Here is a 26645-nt window from a genome sequence, read left to right as displayed (position 1 = left end):
AACCCTTGAAGATAATTCTGGCACCGATGGAAGGTGTGGTCGATCCGCCGATGCGCGAACTGCTCAGCGGGCTGGGCGGTATCGATCTCTGCGTGACCGAGTTCGTGCGGGTCAGCGACCGGGTATTGCCGGCCAAGGTGTTTCACCGGCTGTCGCCGGAGCTGGCCAACGGCGGGCGCACCCGCCATGGCACCCCGGTACTGCTGCAACTGCTTGGCAGTGACCCGCAGGTAATGGCCGGTAATGCCCGCAAGGCCGCCAAACTGGGCGCACCGGGTATCGACCTGAATTTTGGCTGCCCGGCCAAGACCGTCAACAAGAACCGCGGCGGTGCGGTGCTGCTGCAGCAGCCGGACGAGGTTTATCGAATCGTCGAGGCGGTGCGTGCGGCGGTGCCGGCAGAGGTGCCGGTCACGGCCAAGATGCGACTGGGGTACGCTGACAAATCGCTGGCGCTGGACAACGCCCGGGCGATCGAAGCCGGCGGTGCCGATGGCCTGGCAGTCCATGCCCGCACCAAGGTGGAGGGTTACCGCCCGCCGGCGCATTGGGAATGGATCGCCCGGATTCGCAACGAGGTGTCGCTACCGGTCACCGCCAATGGTGAAGTCTGGAACTATGATGACTATCTGCGTTGCCGAGAGGTTAGCGGTTGTCAGGATGTGATGATCGGGCGTGGCCTGATCGCCCGGCCGGACCTGGCCCTGCAGATCAAACGCGAGCAACAGGGTGAGGCTTCACCGCCGCTGAGTTGGCGGCAGATCTGCCAGCTGCTGCTGGACTACCTGGCGCTGGTGGAAGTGTCCGCGCCGGGCTACGTGCATGGCCGCATCAAGCAGTGGCTGCACATGATGAAGCGCAGCTATCCGCAGGTGGAAACACTGTTCCTGACCCTGAAAACGCTGAAGGAGCCGCAGGCGGTGCGCAATGCGCTGCAGCAGGCGATCGGCTGAAGCTATTCTTATAGCCGGGCAGGCGACAATGCCTGCCCGGTGTGTTTGATTCTCTTTCCTAAATGCACTGTCAATCAGTCCTCTCTCTTTTCGGCTAAGGTTCCGTTGTAGCTCTTTGCGAGCACCTACCAGATAACAACTCCCCAGGGTGGTATTCCGTACGGTTCCTGTGGTCGTTGAAAAGGAGGTTGTCATGTCGATATCAGAGCGAATCGAAGTGTGCCAGAGCGATATCACCCGTTTGCAGGTGGATGCAGTCGTTAACGCTGCCAACAGGAGCCTGTTGGGTGGCGGCGGTGTCGATGGTGCGATTCACCGGGCCGCCGGCCCGGAACTGTTGGCAGAGTGCCGCACCTTGAACGGCTGCGACACCGGCGAGGCCAAGCTGACCCGCGGCTATAAGCTGCCGGCGCGCTGGGTAATCCATACCGTCGGACCGGTCTGGCATGGCGGTGGCCACCGTGAAGCGGAGCAGTTGGCCAGCTGCTACCGCAACAGCCTGGCGCTGGCGGCCGGGCAGGGCGCGACCAGCATCGCCTTTCCGGCGATTAGTTGTGGCGTTTATGGCTATCCAGCCGAGAAGGCGGTCGAGCTTGCGGTGCAAACAGTGGCGGAGGCTCTGGCTCAATACCCGGTGATCGAGCGGGTGCTGTTCTGCTGCTTTGATGATGCGATGGCCGCACGTTACCGGCGGGCCTGCGCATCGCTGCCTGAGGCGTGACGGTTATTACCGTATAATCCGGCAACAGCGGGCGGATAGCGGCTGCTCAGGGACACAGCCAGTGCTGCATCTGTGGAAACGCCGCTAGGCCGAGTGCCTTGGCCTGGTGCGGCTCGGCGCTCATTCTCCGCCATTGCAGGATCGGGACACCCAGATAGTGGCCCTGGCTGAAGTTGTCGATGAGGCTGGCGGATGCGCCCTTATAGCCGTTGGCGTGAAATACCACCTCGGGTGGTAGCTGCAGGTGACTCAGCGCGGCCCAGGACCAGGCGATCGCCGCCATCTCCTCGGCCGGCTGCTGGCCGACATAGGCGCCGGTCCCGTCACGGCGGTCCGTGGGAATCACCGCCAGGTGGCCGGCCTCGTGCAACAGGTCGCCCGGATGCGCGAGCTGGTCGCAGTCGACCAGCAGCTTCCCTTTGTGAATCAGGATTCCGGGCAGGAAACAGTCCTGCTCGATGCGGTGAAACTCTACCTGCAGGCCGATCTGGCGTATAAAGCTGACCAGCCGGTCGATCAATAGTTGTCGGTCCATGTGCAATGCATCCTTGCTTTCCAGTGGAAGCAGTGTAGCCAGCATCGCGCGGTTATCGCAATTGCATGCGCAGAACGGGTAAAAAATAGGTAAAAAATTGCCGACCCGCTGGACGGGTCGGCAATTTTCGTCATTTGGGCGGGTTGGTTGAGCCGGGCTTACTCGATGTCGATGGTACGTGGCTTCATCGCTTCCGGGATCTCCTGCAGCAGGTCGACGTGCAGCAGGCCGTTCTCCATCTTGGCGCGGACCACGCGGACATGATCGGCCAGCTGGAAGCGGCGTTCGAAGTTGCGCGCGGCGATCCCTTGATACAGGTAGTGACGTTCCGCCTGTTCCGCTTTCTTGCGACCGGTGATGGTCAGGTTGCCCTGGTCGCTCTGGATCGACAGCTCGTCCTGTTCGAATCCGGCCACCGCCATGGTGATGCGATACTGATGCTCACCTAAAAGTTCGATGTTGTAGGGCGGATAGCTGGGTTGGCTCTGCTCGCCACGGTTCATCTTATCGAGGGTGGCGGCCAGGCGGTCGAAGCCGATAGCGGAGCGGTAGAGTTGGGACAGGTCTAATTCGCGCATCTTCATATCCTTTCGTTAAGCAATATGTCGTTTGATCGGTTCATCAAAGTGATCGAACCGCTGAACACAGCCGAACTCCGTCGAGCTTCGTGCCGTTACCTGATAGATAGGTCCGGTTCGCTGGAATTCAAGGCGAAAGGCGAAAATCGTTGCTCGGCTGGGCACCCGAGGCGGTGGAATGGCTTAGAGTTGAAGATGCGACGGTCGCCTTCGAAGCGTTGAGTGGCGGGCACTGGGCCTGATTCTGTCGACTGCAGCGGCGATCGTTCCGGAGGGGTTATGAAGTGTTCGCAAGTCGATCTCCGCTATCGGCTGGGTGTCGGATTGATTCTTGCCATCCTGCTCTTGACGTTGTTACGGCAGGCTTTGGTTGCCGAACCGCGCATCGAGGTTTCTCTGGCCAGCCTGGTGGTGGTGTTTGTCGGCATCCTTCTCTGCCGGCTGACGGCCGGGCAGCAAGGCCCCGGTGCCGATTGAGAGCGGGGCCTCATTGGCGAGGGACTGCACCGCAGGAATAGTCGTCGATCAGTTGCCTCACTCTTCGTAGCGCCACGTCAAGGGTGTCGAGGTCCACCGAGCCCAGCGCCAGCCGGATCGCGTGGGGGACATGATGGGTCGTTGCAAAGGGTTCTGCGGTGGAAACCGAGATATTTTCACGCATGAGTGTCGTCGCGACCTGGTCCGCACGCACCTCATCAGGCAGCGGAAGCCATACGAAGTAGGATACCGGGTGGCTGATATAGTCCAGCCCGTCGAGAATCTCTCTGGCCAGCGCTTGCCTGGCCATGGCATCGGCACGTTTCTCGGCCTCCAGGCGGGCGACGGTGCCATCTTCGAGCCAGCGGCAGGCCAGCGCCGTGATTAAGCCGGGGGTGTTCCAGGTTGTCGCCCGGATGGCGCGCTCAAGCCTGGGGACCCACTGCGCGGGTGAGGCGATAAAACCGACCCGCAGCCCGGTGGCGATACTCTTGGAAAACCCGGACACATACAGGGTTCGCTCCGGTGCGAGCGTCGCCAGCGGTGCGGGCGGGTTTTCGGCATGGAAGGCATAGGCGGCATCCTCGATGATCAACAGCTCATGCTGACGGGCGATCGACACCAGTCGTTGCCGTTGCTCCATATCCAGCACCCAGCCCAGCGGGTTGTGCAGTGTCGGCATGGCGTAAAGGGCCCGCACACGCCGGCTGCGGCACAGCTGCTCCAGAGCCGCCAGGTCCGGCCCCCGGTTTGACGCGGGGATGGCGGCCAGTTCCAGCCGCTGCACTTCGGCAACAGCCTTGAAGCCCGGGTAGATCAGCGCATCCGTTGCGACCAGGTCACCGGGGTTCAGCAGCGCCATCACCGTTGTTGCCAAGCCATGCTGGGCGCCGCTCAGGATCAATACCTGAGCGCCATCGACGCTCAGCCCCCGGCTTTCGAGGTGGCGCGCGACTAGAGCCCGTTCATGCTTACGCCCGGCATGGGGTTGGTAGTGCAGCAGGGCTTCCAGATCGCCGGAGGAGGCAAGCTGGCGCAGGGCGCTTCGCAGCAGCTCGGCCTGGCCCGGCAGCGACGGCGAGTTGAAGTTCAGATCGACCATCCCCTCGGTTGCCGAAGGCTGATCGATACCGTGGCCGGGCGGCAGGGTGGTTTCCCGAACAAAGGTTCCCCGGCCGGTTTCGCCGCTGACCAACCCCATGCTTTCCAGCTCGGTATAGACTCTTGTCGCTGTCACCAGGGCAATGCCCTGTTCGGCGGCAAGCTGGCGGTGGGTGGGCAAGCGAGTGCCCGGTGGCAGCTTGCCAGCCCGGATGTCGGCGGCAAACGTATCGACCAGGCGTTTGTAGCGGGCGCGGGCCATCTGTGAATGTATCCATTACAATAATTTTATTGTAATGATTCTGGGGGATAGACTGCTTCCTTGCAACTTCAACAGAACAAGGAATCAGTGCCATGCATATCTCCATTCTGACCTTCGACGGCTTCAACGAGCTGGATTCGCTGATCGCCCTGGGCATTCTCAACCGGGTGAAGCAACCGGACTGGCAGGTCACCATCGCCAGCCCCATTGCGCGCATCCAATCGATGAACGCTGTGCTGCTGGAGCGCCAGGTATCACTTCAGGAGGCATCGCTCGCCGACGCGGTGATCGTTGGCAGCGGTATGAAAACGCGCGAGGTGGTCGCTGACGACTCGATCATGGCGCAACTGCAGCTTGATCCGTCCCGCCAGCTGATTGGCGCACAATGCTCCGGCGCACTGGTGCTGGCCAAGCTAGGGCTGCTCGACGGTCTGCCGGCCTGTACCGACCTGACAACGAAACCCTGGGTTCAGCAGGCCGGCGTCGAGGTGCTGGATCAGCCGTTCTATGCCAGCGGCAATATCGCCACTGCCGGCGGCTGCCTCGCCTCTCAATACCTGGCGGTTTGGCTGATTGCCCGGCTGGCAGGGGTGGAAGCTGCACAAAGCGCGATCCATTACGTCGCACCGGTGGGCGAGAAGGATGAGTACGTGGCACGGGCCATGCGTCATATCGGACCATTTCTGCCGTGATAGGGCCGCGTTGATTAACCGTTCTGTCGGCTCAGCCCAACAAGCCCAGGCTAAGCACCGGCAGGTAGGTGATCAGCAACACCGCGATCAGCAGCACCACGAAGAAAGGCCAGGTGGCGCGATAAAGAGTGGTGATCGGCTGGTTGAAGCGGGCGCTGGCGATAAACAGGTTCATCCCCACCGGCGGCGTGAAGTAGCCCAGTTGCATATTGGCCAGGAAGATGATGCCGAGGTGGATAGGGTCGACGCCGTAGGCCAAAGCAACCGGCAGCAGCAGCGGCACCATGATCACGATAGCCGAGAAGATATCCAGAAAGGCGCCCAGCAACAGTAGCAGTAGATTCAGCAGCAGCAGGAACTGAAACCTGCTGTCGACATGGTCGCGGATCAGTTCGAACAGCCGGGTCGGTACTTCGGCGTCGACCAGCAGGCCGCTGAGTGCCAGTGCCAGCGCGAGGATCAGGATGATCTCGCCGACCAGGATGCTGCTCTTAATCAATACCGCCGGTATCTGCCGTAGCGGCAACTCACGGTAAACCAGCAGTTCGACGATCAGCACATAGAGCGCGGTCACCGCCGCGGCTTCGGAGATGCTGATCAGTCCGCTGTACACGCCGCCCAGCAATAGAAACGGCAGCGGCAGCTCGCCGCGTGCTTCCCAGAGAGCGTCCCGCAGCCTCGCCAGCGAAAAGGGTTTGATCGCCTGCGGGTGTTGCCGGCTTTTCCAGAGGCTCCACAGGCTCAACAGCAGCACCATCAGCAGGGCCGGCAACAGCCCGGCAAGGAACAGGTCGGTAAGATTCAGCTGTATCGGCAGGTTCAACTGTTGCACCACAACCCCGTACAGGATCAGCGGCATGGATGGAACCAGCAACAGGCCCAGGCTGCCGGAGGCGGTAACCAGTCCCAGGCTGAATTTCTGGCTATATCCGCTCTGCTGCAGGGCGGGGTAGAGCAGCGCGCCGAGCGCCACGATGGTTACGCCGGAGGCGCCGGTCAGTGCGGTGAACAGCGCACAGCTGATGAATGCGACGATCGGCAGGCTGGCCGGCAACCAACCCAGTAACGCCTCATTCAGCCGCAGCATCCGCTGCGAGGCGCCGGTGGCCGCCAGCAGGTAGCCGGCGAAGCTGAATAACGGCAGCGCCAGCAGGATCGGGGTTTCGGTAATCCGGTAGATCTCCACCGCCACCACCGACAGGTGGATCTCCTGGCGGTAGAAGCCGTATAGCGCGGCGGCGGCAATAACGATGAAAATCGGCGTTCGCATCAACGCCAGCATCAGGATGCCGCTCCAGAACGCCGCGTTCACGGCTGGGGCCCGCCGGTTTGTGCCAGGTGGTCCAGCTTTTGGCTACCGTACAGGCTCTGCCGCAGGAAACGCCAGGCCATCACCGCAAAAGCCAGCGGCATGATGCTCTGACATAACCAGACCGGCACCCGGGCGAATGCGATCAGCCCGTCCTGGTACTCCATCAGCACCAGCTGCAGGCTGTACCAGCTCAGCAGCACGCAGATGCCGGCAGCGAAGGCATGGATCACCCGCTCGGCAGCCAGGCACCAGGCCAGCGGCAGTTGCCGGCTCAGCAGGTCGATGGCGATATGCGACTGTTGCCGGGTTGCCGCCATAGCGCCGAGCAGGGCGAGCCAGAGCACCGTGACGCGCAGCAAAGGGTGATCGGCCACTCGAGCAGGTTGCGCAGCAATATCTGGCCGTTGGCGGCCAGAATCACAGTCAGCAACAGGCCGGCCAGCAGGGCGTTCTCCAGCCAGACGGCGCCGCGTTGCAGGTTAGTCCACACGGTCGGAACCCTGCGCCTTGCCGCCGTTGCGGAAGTTATCGAGGTGTTTCGCCAGCTGCCGGTAGAGATCGCGCGACAGCTCACCGCTCTGCAACAGTTGGGTGATCGCTCGGTGGGCGCGCCGGCGCCATTCGACTATCTCTGCCCGCGAGGGCTGGCTCAGCTTGATGCCTTGTGCTTGCAGGGCCCTGAAGGCGCCGATGTTATCCTTGCGGTTCTGGCGATCGATATCGTGGAAAACCCGCTCCATGACTTGACGTACCTGCTGCTGATCCCGGTCGCTGAGCCTGGCAAACGCTTTTTTGTCGATTGCCAGCACCGCGTAGAAGTAGCTTAGCGGCAGGTTGGTGATATGGCTGACCTGGGTATGCCATTGCAGTGCGATCGCGGCGATCGGTGAGGTGGTGATCGTATCGATCAGGCCGGTCTGCAGGCCGGGTAGCACATCGGCAATGCTCAATGGAATGGGGTTCAGCTCGAAGGCATCGGCGGTGTTTTGCGAGCTGATCTCGGTGGCAGGCATCCAGACCTTCTTATCCTTCAGTTGAGTCACGCCGGTCACCGCGCTGTCGCTCATCAGGTAGGCCAGGCCGCCCTCGGCCAGGCCGAAGGTGACAAAGCCGCCTTGTTCCAGCTGCTGGGCGATGAGCGGATCCATCCGCGCACGCACAAAATCTACTTCGTCGTAGTCGTGAAACAGCAGCGGCAGGTTGTACAGTTGGCTGTCGCCGGCATAGCTGGCCAGGCTGCCGCCGGTTAGCGCGCCGCCCTGTAGCTGGCCCAGCCGGATCTTCCGCAACACCGTCGCGTCGCTCCCCATGACGCCGCCCGGATAAAATTTAAACTGAACCCGCCCCTCTGTCTGCTCGGCTACCTCCCGGGCCCCCTGGCGCATCTTCTGCATCCAGCTGGAGCCGTCCGGCGATACGGTGGCAATCTTGAACACGGTGGCGCCGACCGGAGCAGATACCAGCAGCAGGGCCGTTATCAGAATCGAGAGCAGCCTGGTCATATGCTTGGGCCCTCCTGTTGCACTGAACGCCGACGAAAAACGACGATCGGTGCTATGCGCTAAAAATATTCGTCCGATTCGGCCAGCAGTGCCTTGGCCTGCTGCTGGGCGAGGATATTCATCAAGGTAAAGCCTTCGCTGGTCGGATCGCTTTGCAGTACCTCGGTCAGCAGCCGGTCGTGCAGTGTCCGGTTGAACACCAGCCGGGCGTAGCCCTTGGCGAACATCACCTTGGCCATCAGGTTGTGTCCGCCGGATAACCGGATGGCCCGCTCAAAGTGAAACCGGCTGATCTCCGGATTGCCACCCAACGCCTGGGGGCGTAGCGCATTAAGGGCCCCCAGATAGAGATGGGCTCCACCTTGGCGATGGCGCTCATTCAACTCCAGCACCCGTTTCAGCGAGACCTCCACTTGCGGCAGCTGTGCCATCGCCTGCCAGTCTGAACGGCGTGCCTGTATCCAGCCGGCCCAGCTCACCGCCAGGGTATAGAGACTCGCCACGCTGTCCGGTCGCAGTCCATCCAGTCGACGCTGGTATTCCTGAAAACGGATCTGACGGGCCTGGCACAGGCTGGCCTCGCGCAGACAGAGTGCCCGCTCGGCGTAACGCATAGCGGTGTCGGTCAGCCGCTGGCGGCGCAGGGGGGAGGTGATGAAGACATTGGCGTAAGCGCTGTAGATATTGGCGCCGGCCCGCAACAGCGCCTCGTTTTGCGGTTCGCCATGGATCAGGCCGTCAATCATGATCAGGTAGGCGGGGGCGCCGGCCCGCACGGTTTCCGGGTCGTTGTTATCCTCGATTGCCGCCGCAAGGTTCTCCGCCAGCCGGCTTGTCTGGCGTGAAACCATGGAGGAACAACCCGCAACAAGAATGCCTACCAAAAGCAGCAGGGCGAGGTGGCGCATAGGTCAGGTGCCTGTCTCTCGGGGCGCCGGCATCAGCCGACAGTTCAGCTTCGGTTAAGAGTTCAGACAGGCGAGCCGGAGTGAAGTTTCTGCGTTGACCGTTGGGGCGCCGGTGGCAAAGATCGGCAGCGGGTCTGAAATGTCTTTGGGGGCCCTCGGTTCTAGTCTTTTTGTGCGATGCGGTGGCTGATAGCCACCGCTAGACTCTGCTGTATTTCGAGTGAATACACCAAAACGCCGTAAGTGGCTCGATTGTTTAGGCTGTCCACATATGACTAGGTGGTGATGGGAGATCGCCGAAGACGGTCATTTTAAGCGTCCTGTCCTATGTGGGCTGTCCTCTTATGTTAATTAATCGGCGGTTTCGGTCATTGTTGGCAAAGCCAGTGAAAGCCAAACTAAGAACACTAACTGAGCTGGCTAGATTGCTTTATACCCGACTGCTGCAAAGCGGTAGACGCAGGCAAAGCAGCGGGCAGACAACATAAAAAGAATACCCGGGGCCGGCACCGGCTGCCGCCCGACCAGAGAGGAGAGATCCGATGCAGAAACGTGAAGTGGTAGTCGTCAGTGGTGTACGTACAGCGATTGGCGGTTACGGCGGCAGCCTGAAAGGATATGCGCCGGGCGCGCTGGCCGGCATGCTGGTGGCCGAGGCGGTGAAACGTGCCGGCGTGACGCCGGAAAGCGTCGGTCACAGCGTTTTCGGCAACGTGATCCACACCGAGCCAGCCGACATGTACCTGGGCCGGGTCGCTGCCATTAATGGCGGTTTGCCGCAGGAAACCCCGGCGTTGACCGTCAACCGGCTGTGCGGCTCCGGTCTGCAGGCGCTGGTGAGCGCCGCCCAGCAGATCGAGCTGGGTATCTGCGATACCGTGGTGGCCGGTGGTGCCGAGTCGATGAGCCGCTCGCCTTACTGGCTGCCGACCGCCCGTTTCGGTCAGCGGATGGGCGACGGTGCGATGGTCGATCCGATGGTCGGCGCGCTGCACTGCCCGTTCAACCATATCCATATGGGGGTGACCGCCGAGAATGTCGCCGAAAAATATGGCATCAGCCGCGAACAGCAGGATGCGCTGGCCACCGAGAGCCACAACCGCGCGCAGCGGGCGATCGAACAGGGCCATTTCAAGGAACAGATCCTGCCAGTGGAGTTGAAAAGCCGTAAGGGCGTCACCCTGTTCGATACCGACGAGCATGTCCGCTTCGACTGCACGCCGGAGGATATGGCCAAGCTGAAGCCGGTGTTTAAGAAAGATGGCACCGTCACCGCCGGCAACGCCTCCGGGCTGAATGACGCCGCGGCGGCCCTGCTGATGATGGACCGCGAGAAGGCCGAGGCGGAAGGTCGCCCGGTGCTGGCCCGGCTGGTCGATTACTCGGTGGTGGGGGTTGATCCGAAATACATGGGGATCGGCCCGGTGCCGGCGATCCGCCAGATTCTCGAGCGCAACGGCCTGGGCGTCAACGATATCGACGTCTACGAGGTCAACGAAGCTTTCGCCGCCCAGGCACTGGCGGTGGCGCAGCAGCTGGAGTTGCCGCAGGCGCGGCTGAACCCGAACGGCAGCGGTATCTCGCTGGGCCACCCGATCGGTGCCACCGGCGCGGTCGTCACCGTCAAGGCGCTGCACGAACTGAACCGCGTCAATGGCCGCTATGCGATGGTCAGCCTCTGTATCGGTGGCGGCCAGGGGATTGCGGCGCTGTTCGAGCGCGCCTAAGCCTCGCTAATCGATGGGGCAGGGGTGAGCCGTTTCACCGCCTGTCCCGCTGCCAATTTTTCGTTTGATTTGCTTGCACTCTGGTAGGACCCGCGGGTCCATTCGGGCCAGGGTGGGCCCCCTTTTACCTTTTTTATGGATTTCGCTGCCATTGAGTTGCCGATAAAGGCGAATCGGACCTGTTTCGAGGAAGTAACGATGTACGCCGGACAGACTATCCGCCTGAACGCCCTGGATGAGGGGCTGGTTGAACTGGTGCTGGATAACCAGGACCAGTCGGTCAATACGCTGAACGACCAGACGCTGGCCGAACTGGCCGAAGCGGTCGAACTGCTGCAGAACCAGGATCAGCTGCGCGGCCTGTTGATCAGCAGTGCCAAGCCGGCCTTCGTGGTCGGCGCCGATATCACCGAGTTTCAGCGCAACTTCTCGCTCAGCGATAGCGAACTGAAGGCCTGGGTGATGCGCACTCACCAGCTGTTCTGTGCCCTGGAGGAGCTGCCCTGTCCGACGGTTGCGGCGATCAACGGCATGGCGCTTGGCGGCGGCTTCGAGCTGGCATTGGCGGCCGATTTCCGGCTGGCGGCGACCGACAGCAAGGTGGGCCTGCCGGAGGTCAACCTGGGGATCTGTCCGGGCTGGGGCGGCACCGTGCGGCTGAGCCGGTTGATCGGCGCCGAGGCGGCGCTGGAGTGGATGCTTTCCGGCAAGCCGCAGAAAGCGCTGAAAGCACAGCAACTGGGTGCCGTCGACCGGGTCGTCGGCAGCGCCGAGCTGCGTAGCGAGGCGTTGCAGTTGCTGCAGGACGCGGTTAGCGGCGAGGCCAGCTACACCGACAACGGTGCCCGTAAGCAGCAGCCGTTGGCGGACAGCTTCAGCGCCCGCAATGAGCGTACTGAACTGCTCAACCGGTTGAGTACCAAGCTGGACCCGAACTACCCGGCTGCGGGCGCCATCCTGGAGCTGGTGATGTCCCATGCCACGTTGCCGTTCCAGCAGGCGCTGGAGCTGGAAGCCGATTGCATCGTCACGCTGGCCAAGAGCGCTGTCGCCGCCAGCCTGATCGGCCTGTTCATGAACGACCAGCTGCTGAAGAAGACTTCCAAGCGCTGGAGCCAGCAGGCGGCGCCGGTGAAGCAGGCGGCGGTGCTGGGCGCCGGCATCATGGGCGGCGGCGTGGCCTTCCAGTCGGCTTCCACCGGCACGCCGATCCTGATGAAGGATATTCGCGACGAAGCGCTGGCGCTGGGCGGTAAAACCGCTGCCAAGCTGCTCGACCGGCAGATAGAAAAAGGCCGTTTGAGCGAGCAGGGCAAGGCTCAGGTGATGGATGCGATCAAGCCGACGCTGGATTACAGCGGTTTTGGCGAGGTCGATCTGGTGGTCGAAGCGGTAGTTGAGAACGAAGCGATTAAGGCCTCGGTATTGGCCGAAGTGGAGCGCGAACTGTCGGCCGACGCGGTACTGGCGTCCAACACCTCCACTATCTCCATTGATAGCCTGGCCGAGAGCGTGCAACGCCCGGAACAGTTCTGCGGCATGCACTTCTTCAACCCGGTTCACCTGATGCCGTTGGTGGAGGTGATCCGCGGTAGACAGTCCAGTGATGCCACCATTGCCAGGACCGTTGCCTATGCCAGCGCCATGGGCAAGATGCCGATCGTGGTCAACGACTGTCCGGGCTTCCTGGTCAACCGGATCCTGTTCCCGTACTTCAACGGCTTCAACCGGTTGCTAATGGATGGCGTGGATTTCCAGCGCATCGACCGGGTGATGGAGCAGTTCGGCTGGCCGATGGGGCCAGCCTACCTGGCCGACGTGATCGGGCTGGACACCATGGTGCACGCCGACAATGTGATGCAGGTCGGTTTCCCGCAGCGGATGGGTCATGACGCTGAACCCATCATCGAAGCGCTGCTGGCCAACGAACGGTTGGGCCAGAAGAACGGCCGAGGCTTCTACGACTACGGCGTCGATGACCATGGCCGCCGCTTCAAGGAGCCGTCCGGCCAGGTGCGTGAACTGATCGCCGAACGCGCTGGCGAGGTGGTCGAGCTGACCGATCAGCAGATCATTGACCGGATGATGATCCCGATGTGCCTGGAGGCGGTGCGTTGCCTGGAAGACGGCATCGTCGAAACCGCAGCCGAGGTGGATATGGGGTTGATCCTGGGGCTTGGTTTCCCGCGCTTCCGTGGCGGCGCGCTGCGCTATATCGACACCCTGGGGCTGGATGAATTCGCCGCCCGGGTAGAGGCCAATGCCGCACAGGGCGAACTGTACCGACTGACCGAAGGCTTCAAGGTCCGCCAGGCGGAACAACGTCCCTTTTACGGCTGATCACGGCAAATGAACTGAATAACGAAAAAGACAACGGTTGAGGCCGGCGCGCCAGCAGGGCGCCGCCGGTAAACAGAATAACGAGAGCCTGCGATAGCAGGGCCGGAGGAACCAATCCCATGAGCGACTATATCCATCCGTACCGCGATGCCGAGTTTGTCATCAACGAACTGGTCGAGTTCGACCAACTGTGTAGTGATGCCGGCCTCGACGAGGTCAACGCCGAACTGGCCTCGGTGATCCTCACCGAAGCGGGCAAGCTGGGCAGCGAGGTGCTGGCGCCACTGAACGTGGTGGGCGACACCCAGGGCGCCAAGCTGGGCGAGCAGGGCGTCGAGCAGACGCCGGGCTTTGCCGAGGCCTATGCACAGTACATGGAGAACGGCTGGGCGTCGCTCACTTGCGCGGAAGAGTTTGGCGGCCAGAACCTGCCCAACCTGCTGGGTACTGCGGTCAACGAGATCTGGCAGTCGTCCAACCTGGCCTTCGCCCTCTGCCCGCTGTTGGGCCAGGGCGCGATCGAGGCGATCGCTCATCACGGTTCCGACGAATTGAAACAGACATGGCTGCCGAACATGATCAGCGGCACCTGGACCGGCACCATGAACCTGACCGAGCCGGATGCCGGTTCCGACCTGGCGGCGGTGAAAACCCGGGCGGTGCCGAACGGCGATCACTATCTGATCACCGGCCAGAAGATCTTCATCACCTGGGGTGACCACCAGATGACCGACAACATCGTCCACCTGGTGCTGGCCCGCCTGCCGGACGCGCCGGCCGGGGTCAAGGGGATCTCGCTGTTCGTGGTGCCGAAGTTCCTGCTGGATGACAACGGCAATCCGGCGGTGCGTAACGACGCTCACTGCGTGTCGTTGGAGCACAAATTGGGTATCCACGGCAGCCCGACCTGCGTGATGAGCTTCGGCGACAACGAAGGCGCGGTCGGTTACCTGGTCGGCGAACCCCATAAAGGGTTGGCCTACATGTTCACGATGATGAACCACGCCCGCCAGGGGGTTGGTCTGCAGGGCTTGGCGATCGCCGAGCGCTCCTATCAGCAGGCGGTGGCATACGCCAAGGAGCGTATCCAGGGCACCAATCGGGACGGCAGCCGCTTCGCGATCATCAAGTATCCGGACGTTCGCCGCATGCTGATGCAGATGAAGGCCTCGATCGAAGCGATGCGCGGCCTGGCCTACGTGGCGGCGGCGGAGATCGATCGCAGTCATTACGCTCAGGATGCGGCCAGTGCCGCCAAACATCAGGGGCGGGTCGAGCTGCTGACACCGATCGTCAAGGGCTGGCTGACCGAACTGGCGCAGGAGGTGACCTACCTGGGCACCCAGGTGCACGGCGGCATGGGCTTCATTGAGGAGACCGGCTCGGCCCAGCACTACCGCGACGCCCGTATCCTGACCATCTATGAAGGTACCACCGGCATCCAGGCGCTCGACCTGGTGGGCCGTAAGACCTTGCTGAACAACGGCGAGCTGCTGGCCGAGCTGCTGGCGGAGATCGAACAGACGGTGGTTGCGCTGGAGGGTAGCGAGCAGCTGTCAGCGCTGGGTGGTGCACTGCGTACCGCACTGACCGGCGGCCAGCAGGCCCGCCAGTGGCTGTTGGACAACGCGCCGGCCGATCGGGACGCCGCCGGCAGCGTCAGCGTCAACTTCATGATGCTGTTCGGCTACCTCTGTGGTGGTTGGATGATGGGCAAATCAGCGCTGAAGGCGCAGGCGCAGCTGGATGCCGGTCAGGGCGATACGGAATTCCTGAACGCCAAGCAGGCGACCGTGCGGTTCTACTGCGATCATCTGCTGCCGCGGGTGCAGGCAAACCTGGCCTCTATCCAGGCTGGCAGCGGCAGCATCATGGAACTGCCGGAAGATTTGTTTTGAAGAGATCGATTTAGATATCCGTAGCAGCCCGCTCTGAGGGCGACCGGTCGCTGACGAAGGCCGCTCTGTTACGGGCGGGCATTGGAAGAAAGAAAATAATAGTTACGGGGTGCAGGAGGTATTTATTGTGCGTGAAGCGATGGAATTTGATGTCGTAATCGTCGGTGCCGGGCCGTCCGGCCTGGCGGCGGCTTGCCGGCTGATGCAGCAGGCACAGGCGGCCGAGCGGGAACTGACGGTCTGTGTGGTCGAAAAGGGTTCGGAAGTCGGCGCCCACATTCTGTCCGGCGCGATTGTCGAGCCGCGGGCGTTGGCCGAGCTGTTCCCGGACTGGCAGGAATTGGGCGCGCCACTGAATACGCCGGTCACCGAAGACCAGTTGTTCCTGCTGAAAGATGCCGACAAGGGCACCAAGCTGCCCAACTTCGTGGTGCCCAAGACGATGCACAACGAGGGCAACTACATTGCCAGCCTTGGCAACCTGTGCCGCTGGTTGGCCGAGCAGGCGGAACAGTTGGGTGTCGAGATCTTCCCCGGCTTCGCCGCCAGCGAAGTGCTGTATAACGAGGATGGCTCGGTGAAAGGGATCGCCACCGGCGATATGGGTGTCGCCAGCAACGGCGAGCAGAAAGACAGCTACATGCCGGGTATGGAGCTGCACGCCAAGTACACGCTGTTCGCCGAAGGCTGCCGTGGTCACCTGGGCAAGCAGCTGTACGCCAACTTCGGGCTGGATGCCGAGGCGGATGCGCAGCACTACGGTATCGGTATCAAGGAGCTGTGGGATATCGATCCGGCCAAACATCAGCCGGGGCTGGTATTGCACGGTTCCGGCTGGCCGTTGTCGCAGGGGGCCAGCGGTGGTTTTTTCCTGTACCACGCCGAGGACAACCAGGTGGTGGTCGGGCTGATCATCGACCTGAACTACGACAACCCCTACCTGAGCCCGTTCGACGAGTTCCAGCGGCTCAAGCACCATCCGGTGTTGAAGCAGTACCTGGACGGCGGCAAGCGGGTTTCCTACGGTGCCCGGGCGATCACCAAGGGCGGCTATAACGCGCTGCCGAAGATGACCTTCCCCGGCGGTCTGTTGATCGGTTGTAACGCCGGCACCCTGAACTTCGCCAAGATCAAGGGCACCCACACCGCGATGAAATCCGGCATGCTGGCGGCCGAGACGGTGTTCGAGGCGCTTAGCGGCGGCTGCGACGGCGGCAGGGAGCTGACCGGCTTCAACGACAAGTTCAAGGCCTCCTGGTTGTACGACGAGTTGCATCGCAGTCGCAACTTCGGTCCGGCAATGCACAAGTTCGGCGCCTTCCTCGGCGGTGCGTTCAACTTCATCGACCAGAACATCTTCGGCGGCAAATTGCCGATCACCCTGCGTGATAACCATGTGGACTATGCCCAGTTGAAGCCGGCCAGCGGTTTCCAGCCGATCGAGTACCCGAAACCGGACGGCAAGCTGAGCTTCGACAAGCTCTCCTCGGTGTTCCTGTCGAACACCAACCATGAGGAGGATCAGCCCTGCCACCTGCAGCTGGCCGACGCCGAGTTGCCGTTGCGGGATAACCTGCCGGCGTTTGCCGAGCCGGCCCAGCGTTACTGCCCGGCGGGGGTCTACGAGGTGGTGGACGAGGGTAGCGGGCCGCGCTTCCAGATCAACGCCCAGAACTGCCTGCACTGCAAGACCTGCGATATCAAGGACCCGGCCCAGAATATCACCTGGGTGACCCCGGAAGGGGGCGGCGGGCCGAACTATCCCAATATGTGATCCACTCCATCTCGGGGCGGGCAGCAAACACGCGGGATGGGCAAACCCTCCCGCGTGCGTTGTTCTGGCGGGCTGTCAGATCAGGCCGATCGCGTTCAGGAACACCAGGCTGACGCCGACCGGTGTGATGTAGCGCACCATGAACAGCCAGAGCGCGTAAGTGCCTTCCTCCCGCATCGCCAGTTCGTCATGGCTGATCGCCCTGGGCAGCAGCCAGGCGGCGAACAACGCGATCAGCAGGCCGCCGAGCGGCAGCATGATATTGGAGGCCAGAAAATCCAGGTTGTCGAAGATGGTCTTGCCGAACAGGGTGAAATCGGACCAGATATTAAACGACAGCGCACTTGCCAGCCCCAGCAGCCAGATGATGCCGCCGCAGCCGACGGTCGCGACCACGCGGCTGAGGCCCCGGTTCTCCACCAGCCAGGCAACGGCCGGCTCCAGCAGCGAGATGCCCGAGGTCCAGGCGGCGAAGCTCAGCAGCACGAAGAACAGGGTGCCGAACAGCAGGCCGCCGGGCATCTGGCCGAAGGCGATCGGCAGGGTCTGGAAGATCAGGCCGGGGCCGGCGCCGGGTTCCAGGCCATTGGCGAACACGATTGGAAAGATCGCCATCCCGGCCAGCAGTGCCACCAGGGTGTCGGCGGCGGCGATGGTGACCGTGGTGGTGGCGATGGAGGCTTTCTGCGGCAGATAGGCGCCATATACCATGATCGCGCCCATCCCCAGGCTCAAGGTAAAGAAGGCATGGCCCAGGGCGATAAGCACCCCCTCGGCGCTGATCTTGCTGAAATCGGGCTTAAACAGAAACGCCAGGCCATCGGTGAAGTAGCCGCTGTTCATCGCATAGCCGACCAACAGCAGCAGTAGCGCGAACAGCGCCGGCATCAACACCCGTACCGCCCGTTCCAGCCCCTTCTCGACACCACGCGCCACCACAAAGACGGTCATCGCCATAAAGATCGTATGCCAGCTGATCAGGGTAACCGGATTGCCCAGCAGGCCGCCGAACAGGGCGCCGATCCTGTCGGCTTCGCCTCCTACAAAGGCGCCACTGGCGGCTTCCAGTACATAGGCCAGCGCCCAGCCGGCGATCACGCTATAGAACGACAGGATGATAAAGCCGGCCAGCACCCCGCCCCAGCCGAGCAGCTGCCAGGCCGGCGAGCGGCCCGACTCCTGCGCCAGCAGGCGCATGGTGTTGATCGGGCTGTGGCGCCCACGCCGACCGAGCATCACCTCGGCCATCATGATCGGAATGCCGACGATGGCGATGCAGGCCAGATAGACCAGCACGAAGGCGCCGCCGCCGTTTTCGCCGGTGATATAGGGAAATTTCCAGATGTTGCCCAGCCCCACCGCCGAGCCGGTGGCAGCCAGGATAAAGGCCCAGCGCGACGACCATTCGCCGTGCATCGATTTTCTTTGCTGTGGCATAGGGATTCCCCCGCGCAGGTTGAGCCACTGGGCGCAGCGGCTCGAATTCTGCTTATAAGCTTAGTTTTGCCCTGCATAGCCTTAAAAAACCGCCATCAGGACGGGCAGCTGGCCCGGATCAGAGCCCTGTGGGCGTTTGCCGTCCAAAAAAGTCTAGTCGTTATCTGCGTTAAGCCGTAAATGCCCGTATGTCCGGTGTGATCTGCTGTTTAGCCTGTCCGCTAATGTTAATAAAACAGCCTTTTCCGTTATTGCTGGTGCTGGTATAAGCCGCGACACTTACAGCTAGTGTAGATTGACGGGCTACGTTTAGAGGCGTGGAGTGCTCTCTTTAGCTGTAGCCGAAAGGAGATGCCGATGAATGGCTACAAATTATTGATCGCCGATCGCTCGCCGCTTTATCGGGAGGGCGTCAAGCTGGCCTGCCGGGAGGTACGGCATACGCTGGCGTTTTACGAGGCCGGCTCGGCGACCGGGCTGCAACAGCAACTCGATCAGCAGCCCGATATCGACCTGATCGTGCTGGATGTGGCGTTGTTCGAAAGTCAATTGCGTCAGTGGCTCTGCCAGCTGGATATTCCAATATTGCTGACCTGTGGCTCCCGATTGGTGGTCGGCGAGCGCCAATTGCGCCGGCTGGGCGTGCGGGGCGTGCTGTCCAAGCAGGCCCCGCTGGATGATGTGCCGGCGGCAATCGCCACTTTGCTGGGTGGTGCAGGCTGGTTCCGGCCGGACGGGGTGGCGGGCGGGGAGCCTATCCATTCCAAGGGCCAGTTCTCCGCCATCGGCCAGAGCGTGAGTAGACTGACGCCCCGCGAGCACACCGTATTGGATCTGTTGGCGGGCGGTCTGATGAACAAGGAGATCGCTTTCCAGCTGGATCTAAATGAAAGCACCGTCAAACGTCATGTCTCCAATATCTACCGCAAGTTGCGTATCCATAACCGCACCCATCTGGTGCTGGCGATGAATGGTGGCATGAGCCCGGCAGGCAGTCTGAGTGCCCAGGCGTTTGGCTACCAGGGGGCGACCGCACTGCAGTGATCCAAAGACCGAGGACGATCTAAAACTTTACTCTGCAGCGGGGCGAAAGTGGAATCGGCTGCCTACTTTCAGGCGAAGTCACCCAACTTTGACGGGGGAATCGTGCATTTGTCGAAGCAGCCTCCGCACTGCTGGTGCCTGCAGGGGATGTGTTTGCAGTGCGCGTGATTGCCGGCGTGTTTATGGCTGCAATAGCCGTTGCTGGCTTGGTCGGCTAACAGGTCGGTCAGGGTAAGTTCCGCAACGGTTGGGGATGTCGGCTTCGTCTTGTAATGAATACAGGTGCGGGTCGGCATCTTTGTCACTCCTGGCTCGTAGTCTCGGGCGGATATGTATGCGAGTCGGAGCATCCTTGCAAACGCTTATTCAGCAACTATAGAAGTAGTGGCCAGGGCTGCCAGTGAGCTGGATCAGTAATTGCGCAGATTGACTTACTGTGCTTCTGGAGAGGGCGAAGGCCAGTGCCAGTCAGTCCGCTCGCTAACTTCCAGCAGGTAGAGGGCGAAGCTGTCTTGCTCGGCCAGCCAGTAGTCGACCGGCCGGAAGCCGGCCCGTCTGGCCAGGGCGAGAAACTCGTCCGGGCTGTATTTATAGGAGTTCTCGGTATGGATGCTTTCGCCCGCCTTGAATTCGAAACAGTGGTCACCGATACACAGCGTCTGTGCCCGACGGCTGACCAGGTGCATCTCGATGCGGCTCTGCTGCTCATTATAGAAAGCATGATGGGCGAACTGGTCGACTTCCAATACCGCCGACAACTCCCGCTGCAGTCGCTTTAGCAGGTTCAGGTTGAACTCGGCGGTCACGCCGGCTTCGTCGTTGTAGGCCGCATTCAGTACCCTGGCGGATTTTTTGGTATCGACACCGATCAGCAACATACCGTTGGCCCCGAGCCGCTGCTGGACCATCGCCAGGAACTGCTGGGCTTCGGTCGGTTCGAAGTTGCCCAAGCTGGAACCGGGGAAAAACGCCAGCCGGTGACGATCAGGAAGCTGCTCCGGCAGTGGAATGGAGTGGGTGAAATCGACACAGGTGGCGTGCACATCCAGCCAGGGATAATCGCGACTCAGGTTATGCGCGGCGTCCTGCAGATAGTCGGCGGATATGTCCATCGGTACGTAACAGCAGGGTAGTAGAGGTTCGAGCAGCAGACGTATCTTGCTGAGGCTGCCGGCACCGGGCTCGAATACCGTACGCTGACGGCCGGCCAGGCGGCCGATTTCGCCGCTCAATCGATTCAACAGGCCACGCTCGGCGCGCGGTAGGTAATACTCCGGCTGATCACAGATTGCATCGAATAGCTGTGAACCTCGCTGGTCGTAGAGGAACTTCGGTGGAATTGCCTTGTTGGCGCGCGACAACCCGTCGATCACCGTATCGGCCAGGCTCAGTTCGCGTGGTTTGTGGTCGTGAAAACGTACCCGGGTTTTCATCAGAGATCCTCCGCCAGGCGCAGGCCACAGAAGGCCCAGCGTTCATCGGGATAGAAAAAGTTGCGATAACTGGCCCGGCAGTGCTGCTGTGGCGTGGCACAGCTGCCACCTTTGAGGACCATCTGGTTGGCCATGAACTTGCCGTTGTATTCGCCCAACGAGCCGGCCAGCGGGCGGAAGCCGGGATAGGCGCCGTAGCTGCTGGCGGTCCAGGCCCAGAGATCGCCAAACCATTGGCCATCGCTGCTGGCAGGCGCCGGGTGCAGCCGGTCGGACTCGACAAAATTTCCGCTCAGCGGCCGCTGGGTCAACGCCAGTTCCAGTTCTTCTTCGCGGGGCAGCCGCTTACCGGCCCAGCAGGCATAAGCATCGGCTTCGTAATAGCTGAGGTGGCAGACCGGCTCGGCAGGGTTCAGCGACCTGATACCGGCCAGGGTGAACTCCCGCCACTCGCCGTCCCGCTGCCGCCAGTACAGCGGCTGTTGCCAACCGCGCTGGTTGATCAACGCCCAGCCGTCCGCCAGCCAGAGCCGGGCATCCCGGTAGCCGCCGTCTTCGATGAAGGCGAGGTACTCACCATTGGTGACGAAGCGGTCGGCCAGTCGATGGTCGTTGACCAGTACCCGGTGGCGCGGAGTTTCGTTGTCGAAGGCGAACTCGCCGCCGGCAGCGCCGATTTCGTACAGCCCGCCGTGCTGCTCTTGCCAGCCCATCTCTGTCGCGGCTATGCCATTTTGCGGTAGGTCGTCGCGATAGGCCGGGAACAGCGGGGAGATCGACAAGTTGTGCTTGATATCCATCAGTAGCAGCTCCTGATGCTGCTGTTCATGGTTCAAGCCCAGCACCACTCTGTTTTGCAGCTCCGGCCAGCGATCGTTGCTCACCGCAGTCAGCAGCGCCAGCATCTGCTCATCCACGTAGCGGCGATAGCCATAGATCTCGCCGACCGTGGGGCGGGAGAGCAGACCGCGATCAGGTCGGGGGAAGGGCTCGCCGACACTCTGGTAATAACTGTTGAACAGGTGGCCGAACAGAGGATGGTAGGGCCGGTAATTGCTGAACAGCGGCAGCACGAAGTTTTCGAAGAACCAGCTGACGTGGGCCAGGTGCCATTTCGGCGGGCTGGTCTGCGGTATCGATTGGATCTGGAAGTCGTCGGGGGCGAGCGGCGCGCACAGCTGCTCGGTGGTTGCCCGTACCTGGCGATATCGGGCCATCAGTCCTTGTCGCTCCTGCTCGTCAGACACCGCTTTTCTCCAGGTCGCCAGTAGCCTCACGGGGAACTTCTCAATCCCTGCCTGCTCGATGCCCCATCGGGCAAAGGTTTGTTTGACTATAGGCGATGAACTTCGCTTCTGCCGCCGCGCTGTACAATTTATCTGGACGATAAGCAACCGAGCCGCAGGTGTGGCGCTTAGCGTCATTGGCGTCCACGCTTATATGGAGAGAGAGCTAACTGGAGGCGAGAAGGGGGGCGCCGGGAGGTTTCGGGTGATGTTGCAGAGGTTCGAACGAAACAAGCGAGGTCATGACTTCGCGGTTGGCGACCTGCACGGGCATTTTACGCTGCTGCTGCGCAAGTTGAGACAGATCGGCTTCAACCCGGATGCTGACCGACTATTCTCGGTGGGCGACCTGATCGACCGGGGGCCGGACTCGATGAAATGCATGGGGATGATGTTCGAGCCCTGGTTCTGGGCGGTGCGCGGCAACCACGAGGAGATGATGTTCGATGCGTTGCTGCGTGACGGCAGTATCGACCTCTGGCTGTGGAATGGCGGCGGTTGGATGGCCAAGGAGAACATGGAAGAGCTGAAGGCGCTGGCCCAGATGCTCGATAAATGGTTGCCCTGCGCCATCGAACTGGAGAGCGCCGCCGGTCATGTGGGGATCGTTCATGCCGAAGTTCCGGGTGACGACTGGGCCGGGGTGGAAGCCGGCGATATCAAGACCATGACCTGGGCCCGCAGGCGGGTTAGCGAGCGGCGTTGTAACCCGGTGCGGGGGATCGACGCGGTGATCTGCGGCCATACCCCGGTATCGGAGCCGATGCGTCTGGGCAATGTGAACTATATAGATACAGGCGCGTTCACCACCGGGCATCTGACGATTATCGACCTGGCGGATCTGTGCGAGGTGCGGGCGGCGGCTTAGCGGCCGGCCGGGGCAGATGCGGCGCAAGATAAGCGGCCCTTCAGAAACCTCTTTGACGAGCGTCGCCCAGTGTCGTAGCCGGTAGCCTGAGCTCCGGTCCGGAGCTTGGCTGAGGCCCTTATCGGGCCTCAGCCGATTTGGCCTTACGGTTATCACCCACCAACCGCCACAGCAATTTCTCCAGCTCGACCAGCAGCAGGATCGGCAGCGCCACCGTCACTATCAGCAGCCAGTCCAGCGGACCGAGCCCCGCTAGACCGAAAATCCTTTGTGAAACGGGCAGATAGGTATATCCCAGCTGGAGCAGCAGTACCCCGGCGATCGCCAGCAGCGACGGCCAGGCACCGCGGAAGATCGCCGTGGTGAAGATGGTACGGCTGAGCAATCGGCAGTTCAGCAGATAGACCGCTTCGATCATCACCAGCGCGTTCACCGCCACTGTCCGGGCCTGCTCTATACCGGCGCCGCCGTTGCGGTAGTGGGTGAACAGCCAGAACACGATGGCTGCCGTGGTCAACCCGACCAGTAACATCCGGCTCAGCAGCGGCGGGGTGATCAGCCCCTGGTCGCGGGGCCGGGGCGGCCGCTGCATGATGTTCGGTTCTGGGGGTTCGAAGGCCAGTGCCAGAGCCAGGGTGACCGCGGTCACCATGTTGACCCACAGGATCTGGGCCGGGGTGATCGGCAGCATCCGGCCACCGATGATCGCGGCGATGATCACCGAGGCCTGGGCCACGTTGGTGGGCAGGATAAACATGATCGATTTGACGATATTGTCATAGACGGTACGGCCCTCGATAACCGCTTTGGCGATGGTGCTGAAATTATCGTCGGTCAGCACGATATCGGAGGCCTCCTTGGCGGCGTCGGTACCTTTCTTGCCCATCGCTACGCCGATATTCGCCTGGCGCAGCGCCGGCGCGTCGTTGACCCCGTCGCCGGTCATCGCCACCACATGACCGGTTTGCTGCAGGGCGTTGACCAGCTGCAATTTGTTGGCCGGGCTGGTGCGGGCGAACAGGTCGACCTGCTCGACCGCCTGGTTGAGTTCGGCGGGGTTCAGCCGGTCCAGCTCGCTACCGCTCAGCACCCGCCCGGCGTTCAACCCCAGCTCGCTACCGATCGCCGAAGCGGTGACCGGGTTGTCGCCGGTAATCATCTTGACGGTGATGCCGGCGGCGTGGCACTGACGGATGCTGTCGATCGCCTCGGCGCGCGGCGGATCGCTGATACCGACCAGGGCGACCAGGGTCAGCCCGTTTTCGACGATACCATGGCTCAGCGCGGTTACCCTGTCGGGGACCGTTTTTTCAGCCAGCGCCATCACCCGCATCCCCCGGGCAGCCAATTCATGCAGCGTCTGCTGCCAGTAATCGGCGTTCAGCGGTTCGCTGCCGTTGTCGGTCAACTGCCGTTCGCAGTATTGCAAAATCCGGTCGGGAGCCCCCTTAACCGCCAGCAACCGGTGCCCCTCGGCGTCGTGATGCAGGGTGGCCATGTAACGTCGCTCGGTTTCGAATGGCAGTTCATCGATCCGTGGCCAAGCGCGTTTACAGGCGTCGAGACTGAGGCCATGTTTCATCGCCAGCACCAGCAGGGCACCCTCGGTGGGGTCGCCATGCAGTTCCCAGTCGTCATTGCTCTCGGTCAGGTTGGCGTCGTTGCACAGCAGGGCGATCAGGCAGCTGCGGTTCAACAGGCTGTCCTGACTCGGCTCCACCAACGCCTGGCTGTGCCGATCTCGGAACCCGCCTGCCGGCCGGTAGCCTTCGCCGCTGATGCTGTAATGGCCGGCGCTGTTGACCAGCTCCCGCGCGGTCATGGCGTTGGTGGTCAGGGTGCCGGTCTTGTCGGAGCAGATCACATCGATCGAGCCCAGCACCTCGACGCTGGGCAGCCGGCGAACCAGAGCTCGGTTGCGGGCCATCCGCTGCACCCCAATTGCCAGCGCGATGGTGACGATTGCCGGCAGCCCCTCGGGGATGGACGCCACTGCGATACCGATCGCCGCCTGGAACATCTCGTCGATTCGGTAGTCGTGTAACAGGATGCCGAACAGCATCGATGCTAGCGACAGCATCAGGATGCCGATGCAGAGTTGGTGGGCGAACCGCTTCAGTTGCTTCTGCAGCGGCGTTTCCGGCAGCCGGGCACGCTGTACCAATTCGCTGATGGTGCCGATCTCGGTATTGAGGCCGGTGCCGCAGACGATGCCGCGCGCGGTGCCGTAGGTGGTCAGCGTGCCCATATAGGCCATGTTCTTGCGCTCGGCGAGGGGGATCTCAGCTGCCAACCGGTCGGTTCGCTTGCCGACCGGCTGGGATTCGCCGGTAAGTGCCGACTCGTCGCAACGCAGGTCCTTGCAGTAGAACAGCCGCAGGTCGGCCGGTACCCGGTCGCCGGCCTGCAGGAAGACGATATCGCCCGGCACCAGCTCGGTGCTGTCGATGCTGATCAATGCGCCGTCGCGCACCACCATGCAGTGGGTTCGAGCCATCGACAGGATCGCGCGCAACGCCGCCTCGGCCTTGCCCTCCTGGATGAAGCCGACCAGCGCATTGATCACCACCACGGCAAAGATCACCCCGCTGTCGACGTAGTGCTGCAGCAGCAGGCTGACCAGTGCGCTGGCCAGCAACACGTAGATCAGCACATTGTGAAACTGGCGCAGCAGCCGTTTCCAGCCGGGTGTCGGCGGTGCGCTGGGCAGGGCGTTGGCGCCGTGGCGGGCCTGCCGTTCGGCCACCGCCTCCGGGGACAAGCCATGCTCGCTGCTATCCAGCGCGGCAAAGACCGCTTCGGCCTCCTGGGCATGGAGATTTTCCGGCAGGCCGGTGGCAGCGCAATCGGGTCCGCTCATCGGTGTGCTCCTGATGATGGCGAATGGTGCTTATCTGCTGATTACTGTAGCCCAGCACGATGACAGAACACTGACCGCCATCAACGCTGTGTTCGGCCGACTGTTGCTCTGTTGCCGCAGGCCGGCCGCTATTGTTCTGACAGTATCTCGCTCGTGCCGGTGGCCTGCGGCGGGCGCTTGTTATGGCTGTTGTTGATCGCCCGGTCGACCGGCCGGACCCGCAGATCGCCCGGCAACCCCGGCAGCAACAACGGCAGCAGGTCGCGACCCTCTAGGGCCGGGTCGAGCCAGCGGTCGAAGCAATCTGCCGGCAGCATCGCCGGTTGACGGTTATGGATATGGCGTAATGCCGGCGCCGCGTCGCTGGTGATCAGCGTGCAGGAGTCGAACGCTTCCTCGCCTTCGCCCCAGCTGTCCCAGAGGCCGGCGAAGGCCAGTGCGCCGTCGCAGCCGCTGATCTCGTAGGGTTGCTTGCCGCCATCGTCCGGATGCCATTCGATAAAACTGCTGGCCGGCAGGATGCAGCGTTGGGACTTGAACGGGTGGCGGAACGCCGGGCTCTCGGTCAGGGTTTCGGCGCGGGCGTTGAACATCGAGTAGCGGGTGTCCGGCTGCTCGGCCCAGCCGGGCACCAGCCACCAACGCATGGTGCAAAGCTCACGGCTGTGATTGCACTGGCGGACTACCGGCACCATCTCAGTCGGGGCGATGTTGTAGCGGGTCTCTAGCCGTCCTTTTACCTTCAGGGCTTTCAACAACTCCCGAACGAACGGGTCGTCGATGATGTTGTAGCGGCCGCACATGCTGCATTTCCTCGTACCGGGCAGGCGCTTAAAGCCTAGCAGCCGGTCGGACTGAGTGCTGCTCTACTGGCGTTCAGTCAACACCGACAGGCTGTTGGCAGATCGCTGATGGTTAGCCGGCAAACCTATGGGCA

Annotated in this window: 22 protein-coding genes; 10 read left to right on the top strand and 12 right to left on the bottom strand. The window is 62.1% G+C overall.

From position 1 onward, the window contains the following. Nucleotides 1–5: 5 nt before the first annotated feature. Both K6T12_RS00840 and K6T12_RS00835 read left to right on the top strand, forming a co-directional pair. Nucleotides 6–953 carry a tRNA dihydrouridine synthase gene (locus K6T12_RS00840; RefSeq protein ID WP_255611450.1) on the top strand — a complete coding sequence of 316 codons (948 nt, stop codon included), beginning with the start codon at nucleotides 6–8 and terminating at the stop codon, nucleotides 951–953. Between the two features lie 193 nt (nucleotides 954–1146). Continuing rightward, the gene (locus K6T12_RS00835) at nucleotides 1147–1674 is read left to right on the top strand and encodes an O-acetyl-ADP-ribose deacetylase (protein ID WP_222218480.1); all 528 of its coding nucleotides are present in this window, start codon (nucleotides 1147–1149) and stop codon (nucleotides 1672–1674) included. A 46-nt stretch (nucleotides 1675–1720) separates the two neighbouring features. On the opposite strand, the gene K6T12_RS00830 is transcribed toward K6T12_RS00835, so the two are convergent. Both K6T12_RS00830 and K6T12_RS00825 read right to left on the bottom strand, forming a co-directional pair. Next, on the bottom strand, nucleotides 1721–2209 hold the full coding sequence (locus K6T12_RS00830; protein ID WP_222218478.1) for a hypothetical protein: 489 nt from the start codon (nucleotides 2207–2209) through the stop codon (nucleotides 1721–1723). 158 nt (nucleotides 2210–2367) lie between these two features. After that, entirely contained in the window at nucleotides 2368–2787 is a 420-nt protein-coding gene (locus K6T12_RS00825) for an Hsp20 family protein (RefSeq protein WP_222218476.1), read from the bottom strand. A gap of 279 nt (nucleotides 2788–3066) precedes the next feature. On the opposite strand from K6T12_RS00825, the gene K6T12_RS00820 reads away from it, so the two are divergent. Next, nucleotides 3067–3264 (top strand): hypothetical protein, encoded by a 198-nt coding sequence (locus tag K6T12_RS00820; RefSeq protein ID WP_222218474.1) that lies wholly within the window; start codon nucleotides 3067–3069, stop codon nucleotides 3262–3264. Nucleotides 3265–3274: 10 nt separating this feature from the next. Here the strand turns inward: K6T12_RS00820 and K6T12_RS00815 are convergent, their stop codons facing one another. After that, nucleotides 3275–4627 carry an aminotransferase-like domain-containing protein gene (locus tag K6T12_RS00815; protein ID WP_222218472.1) on the bottom strand — a complete coding sequence of 451 codons (1353 nt, stop codon included), beginning with the start codon at nucleotides 4625–4627 and terminating at the stop codon, nucleotides 3275–3277. A gap of 92 nt (nucleotides 4628–4719) precedes the next feature. Here K6T12_RS00815 and K6T12_RS00810 point away from each other — a divergent pair, with 92 nt between their 5' ends. Beyond that, nucleotides 4720–5319: a DJ-1/PfpI family protein gene (locus tag K6T12_RS00810; RefSeq protein ID WP_222218470.1), complete on the top strand. Its 600-nt coding sequence runs from the start codon at nucleotides 4720–4722 to the stop codon at nucleotides 5317–5319. 31 nt (nucleotides 5320–5350) lie between these two features. On the opposite strand, the gene K6T12_RS00805 is transcribed toward K6T12_RS00810, so the two are convergent. From K6T12_RS00805 to K6T12_RS00790, 4 genes are all read right to left on the bottom strand, one after another. Next, on the bottom strand, nucleotides 5351–6631 hold the full coding sequence (locus K6T12_RS00805; protein WP_315853544.1) for a TRAP transporter large permease: 1281 nt from the start codon (nucleotides 6629–6631) through the stop codon (nucleotides 5351–5353). Next, the gene (locus K6T12_RS00800) at nucleotides 6628–7005 is read right to left on the bottom strand and encodes a TRAP transporter small permease (protein WP_222218468.1); all 378 of its coding nucleotides are present in this window, start codon (nucleotides 7003–7005) and stop codon (nucleotides 6628–6630) included. Before K6T12_RS00800 ends, K6T12_RS00805 begins: the two co-directional genes overlap by 4 nt. Before the next feature lie 105 nt (nucleotides 7006–7110). Further along, the gene (locus K6T12_RS00795) at nucleotides 7111–8133 is read right to left on the bottom strand and encodes a TRAP transporter substrate-binding protein (RefSeq protein ID WP_222218466.1); all 1023 of its coding nucleotides are present in this window, start codon (nucleotides 8131–8133) and stop codon (nucleotides 7111–7113) included. A 59-nt stretch (nucleotides 8134–8192) separates the two neighbouring features. After that, on the bottom strand, nucleotides 8193–8984 hold the full coding sequence (locus K6T12_RS00790) for a TRAP transporter TatT component family protein (RefSeq protein ID WP_222218465.1): 792 nt from the start codon (nucleotides 8982–8984) through the stop codon (nucleotides 8193–8195). Nucleotides 8985–9583: 599 nt separating this feature from the next. Between K6T12_RS00790 and bktB the strand changes: the two genes are divergently transcribed. From bktB to K6T12_RS00770, 4 genes are all read left to right on the top strand, one after another. Next, nucleotides 9584–10768 (top strand): beta-ketothiolase BktB, encoded by a 1185-nt coding sequence (gene bktB / locus K6T12_RS00785; RefSeq protein WP_222218463.1) that lies wholly within the window; start codon nucleotides 9584–9586, stop codon nucleotides 10766–10768. A 198-nt stretch (nucleotides 10769–10966) separates the two neighbouring features. Continuing rightward, the gene (gene fadB / locus K6T12_RS00780) at nucleotides 10967–13108 is read left to right on the top strand and encodes a fatty acid oxidation complex subunit alpha FadB (RefSeq protein WP_222218461.1); all 2142 of its coding nucleotides are present in this window, start codon (nucleotides 10967–10969) and stop codon (nucleotides 13106–13108) included. Nucleotides 13109–13227: 119 nt separating this feature from the next. Further along, nucleotides 13228–15006: an acyl-CoA dehydrogenase C-terminal domain-containing protein gene (locus K6T12_RS00775; protein ID WP_222218459.1), complete on the top strand. Its 1779-nt coding sequence runs from the start codon at nucleotides 13228–13230 to the stop codon at nucleotides 15004–15006. Between the two features lie 139 nt (nucleotides 15007–15145). Then, nucleotides 15146–16780 carry an electron transfer flavoprotein-ubiquinone oxidoreductase gene (locus K6T12_RS00770; RefSeq protein ID WP_222218556.1) on the top strand — a complete coding sequence of 545 codons (1635 nt, stop codon included), beginning with the start codon at nucleotides 15146–15148 and terminating at the stop codon, nucleotides 16778–16780. Between the two features lie 75 nt (nucleotides 16781–16855). Here the strand turns inward: K6T12_RS00770 and K6T12_RS00765 are convergent, their stop codons facing one another. After that, entirely contained in the window at nucleotides 16856–18217 is a 1362-nt protein-coding gene (locus tag K6T12_RS00765) for a sodium-dependent transporter (protein WP_222218456.1), read from the bottom strand. Nucleotides 18218–18574: 357 nt separating this feature from the next. Between K6T12_RS00765 and K6T12_RS00760 the strand changes: the two genes are divergently transcribed. Continuing rightward, nucleotides 18575–19261, top strand: a complete 687-nt coding sequence (locus tag K6T12_RS00760; RefSeq protein ID WP_222218454.1) for a response regulator transcription factor — start codon at nucleotides 18575–18577, stop codon at nucleotides 19259–19261. Between the two features lie 431 nt (nucleotides 19262–19692). Here the strand turns inward: K6T12_RS00760 and egtD are convergent, their stop codons facing one another. Both egtD and egtB read right to left on the bottom strand, forming a co-directional pair. Then, a complete protein-coding gene (gene egtD / locus K6T12_RS00755) occupies nucleotides 19693–20694 on the bottom strand; it encodes an L-histidine N(alpha)-methyltransferase (protein WP_222218452.1) in 1002 nt (333 codons plus the stop codon). After that, nucleotides 20694–21941, bottom strand: coding sequence for an ergothioneine biosynthesis protein EgtB (gene egtB / locus K6T12_RS00750; protein WP_315853543.1), 1248 nt, complete (start codon nucleotides 21939–21941; stop codon nucleotides 20694–20696). Before egtB ends, egtD begins: the two co-directional genes overlap by 1 nt. Before the next feature lie 247 nt (nucleotides 21942–22188). Between egtB and K6T12_RS00745 the strand changes: the two genes are divergently transcribed. After that, entirely contained in the window at nucleotides 22189–22848 is a 660-nt protein-coding gene (locus K6T12_RS00745) for a metallophosphoesterase (protein WP_222218450.1), read from the top strand. Nucleotides 22849–22966: 118 nt separating this feature from the next. Here K6T12_RS00745 and K6T12_RS00740 read toward each other — a convergent pair whose 3' ends face one another. Together K6T12_RS00740 and K6T12_RS00735 are read right to left on the bottom strand one after the other, a co-directional pair. Continuing rightward, nucleotides 22967–25708 carry a cation-translocating P-type ATPase gene (locus K6T12_RS00740; RefSeq protein ID WP_222218448.1) on the bottom strand — a complete coding sequence of 914 codons (2742 nt, stop codon included), beginning with the start codon at nucleotides 25706–25708 and terminating at the stop codon, nucleotides 22967–22969. A gap of 128 nt (nucleotides 25709–25836) precedes the next feature. Beyond that, nucleotides 25837–26511: an SOS response-associated peptidase gene (locus K6T12_RS00735; protein WP_222218446.1), complete on the bottom strand. Its 675-nt coding sequence runs from the start codon at nucleotides 26509–26511 to the stop codon at nucleotides 25837–25839. Nucleotides 26512–26645: the final 134 nt, after the last annotated feature.

This window comes from Marinobacterium arenosum (genome assembly GCF_019795155.1).
Lineage (GTDB): Bacteria > Pseudomonadota > Gammaproteobacteria > Pseudomonadales > Balneatricaceae > Marinobacterium_C > Marinobacterium_C arenosum.
Note: the sequence above shows the minus strand (reverse complement) of the source record. Positions and strands in the feature narration are given on the sequence as shown.

Bases quoted from the DNA above. Each gene is read 5' to 3' on its own strand.
- K6T12_RS00835 (WP_222218480.1), top strand. From the start codon at position 1,147: ATGTCGATATCAGAGCGAATCGAAGTGTGCCAGAGCGATATCACCCGT.
- K6T12_RS00830 (WP_222218478.1), bottom strand. From the start codon at position 2,209: ATGGACCGACAACTATTGATCGACCGGCTGGTCAGCTTTATACGCCAG.
- K6T12_RS00825 (WP_222218476.1), bottom strand. From the start codon at position 2,787: ATGCGCGAATTAGACCTGTCCCAACTCTACCGCTCCGCTATCGGCTTC.
- K6T12_RS00820 (WP_222218474.1), top strand. From the start codon at position 3,067: ATGAAGTGTTCGCAAGTCGATCTCCGCTATCGGCTGGGTGTCGGATTG.
- K6T12_RS00815 (WP_222218472.1), bottom strand. From the start codon at position 4,627: ATGGCCCGCGCCCGCTACAAACGCCTGGTCGATACGTTTGCCGCCGAC.
- K6T12_RS00810 (WP_222218470.1), top strand. From the start codon at position 4,720: ATGCATATCTCCATTCTGACCTTCGACGGCTTCAACGAGCTGGATTCG.
- K6T12_RS00795 (WP_222218466.1), bottom strand. From the start codon at position 8,133: ATGACCAGGCTGCTCTCGATTCTGATAACGGCCCTGCTGCTGGTATCT.
- K6T12_RS00790 (WP_222218465.1), bottom strand. From the start codon at position 8,984: ATGGTTTCACGCCAGACAAGCCGGCTGGCGGAGAACCTTGCGGCGGCA.
- bktB (WP_222218463.1), top strand. From the start codon at position 9,584: ATGCAGAAACGTGAAGTGGTAGTCGTCAGTGGTGTACGTACAGCGATT.
- fadB (WP_222218461.1), top strand. From the start codon at position 10,967: ATGTACGCCGGACAGACTATCCGCCTGAACGCCCTGGATGAGGGGCTG.
- K6T12_RS00775 (WP_222218459.1), top strand. From the start codon at position 13,228: ATGAGCGACTATATCCATCCGTACCGCGATGCCGAGTTTGTCATCAAC.
- K6T12_RS00770 (WP_222218556.1), top strand. From the start codon at position 15,146: ATGGAATTTGATGTCGTAATCGTCGGTGCCGGGCCGTCCGGCCTGGCG.
- K6T12_RS00765 (WP_222218456.1), bottom strand. From the start codon at position 18,217: ATGCCACAGCAAAGAAAATCGATGCACGGCGAATGGTCGTCGCGCTGG.
- K6T12_RS00760 (WP_222218454.1), top strand. From the start codon at position 18,575: ATGAATGGCTACAAATTATTGATCGCCGATCGCTCGCCGCTTTATCGG.
- egtD (WP_222218452.1), bottom strand. From the start codon at position 20,694: ATGAAAACCCGGGTACGTTTTCACGACCACAAACCACGCGAACTGAGC.
- K6T12_RS00745 (WP_222218450.1), top strand. From the start codon at position 22,189: ATGTTGCAGAGGTTCGAACGAAACAAGCGAGGTCATGACTTCGCGGTT.
- K6T12_RS00740 (WP_222218448.1), bottom strand. From the start codon at position 25,708: ATGAGCGGACCCGATTGCGCTGCCACCGGCCTGCCGGAAAATCTCCAT.
- K6T12_RS00735 (WP_222218446.1), bottom strand. From the start codon at position 26,511: ATGTGCGGCCGCTACAACATCATCGACGACCCGTTCGTTCGGGAGTTG.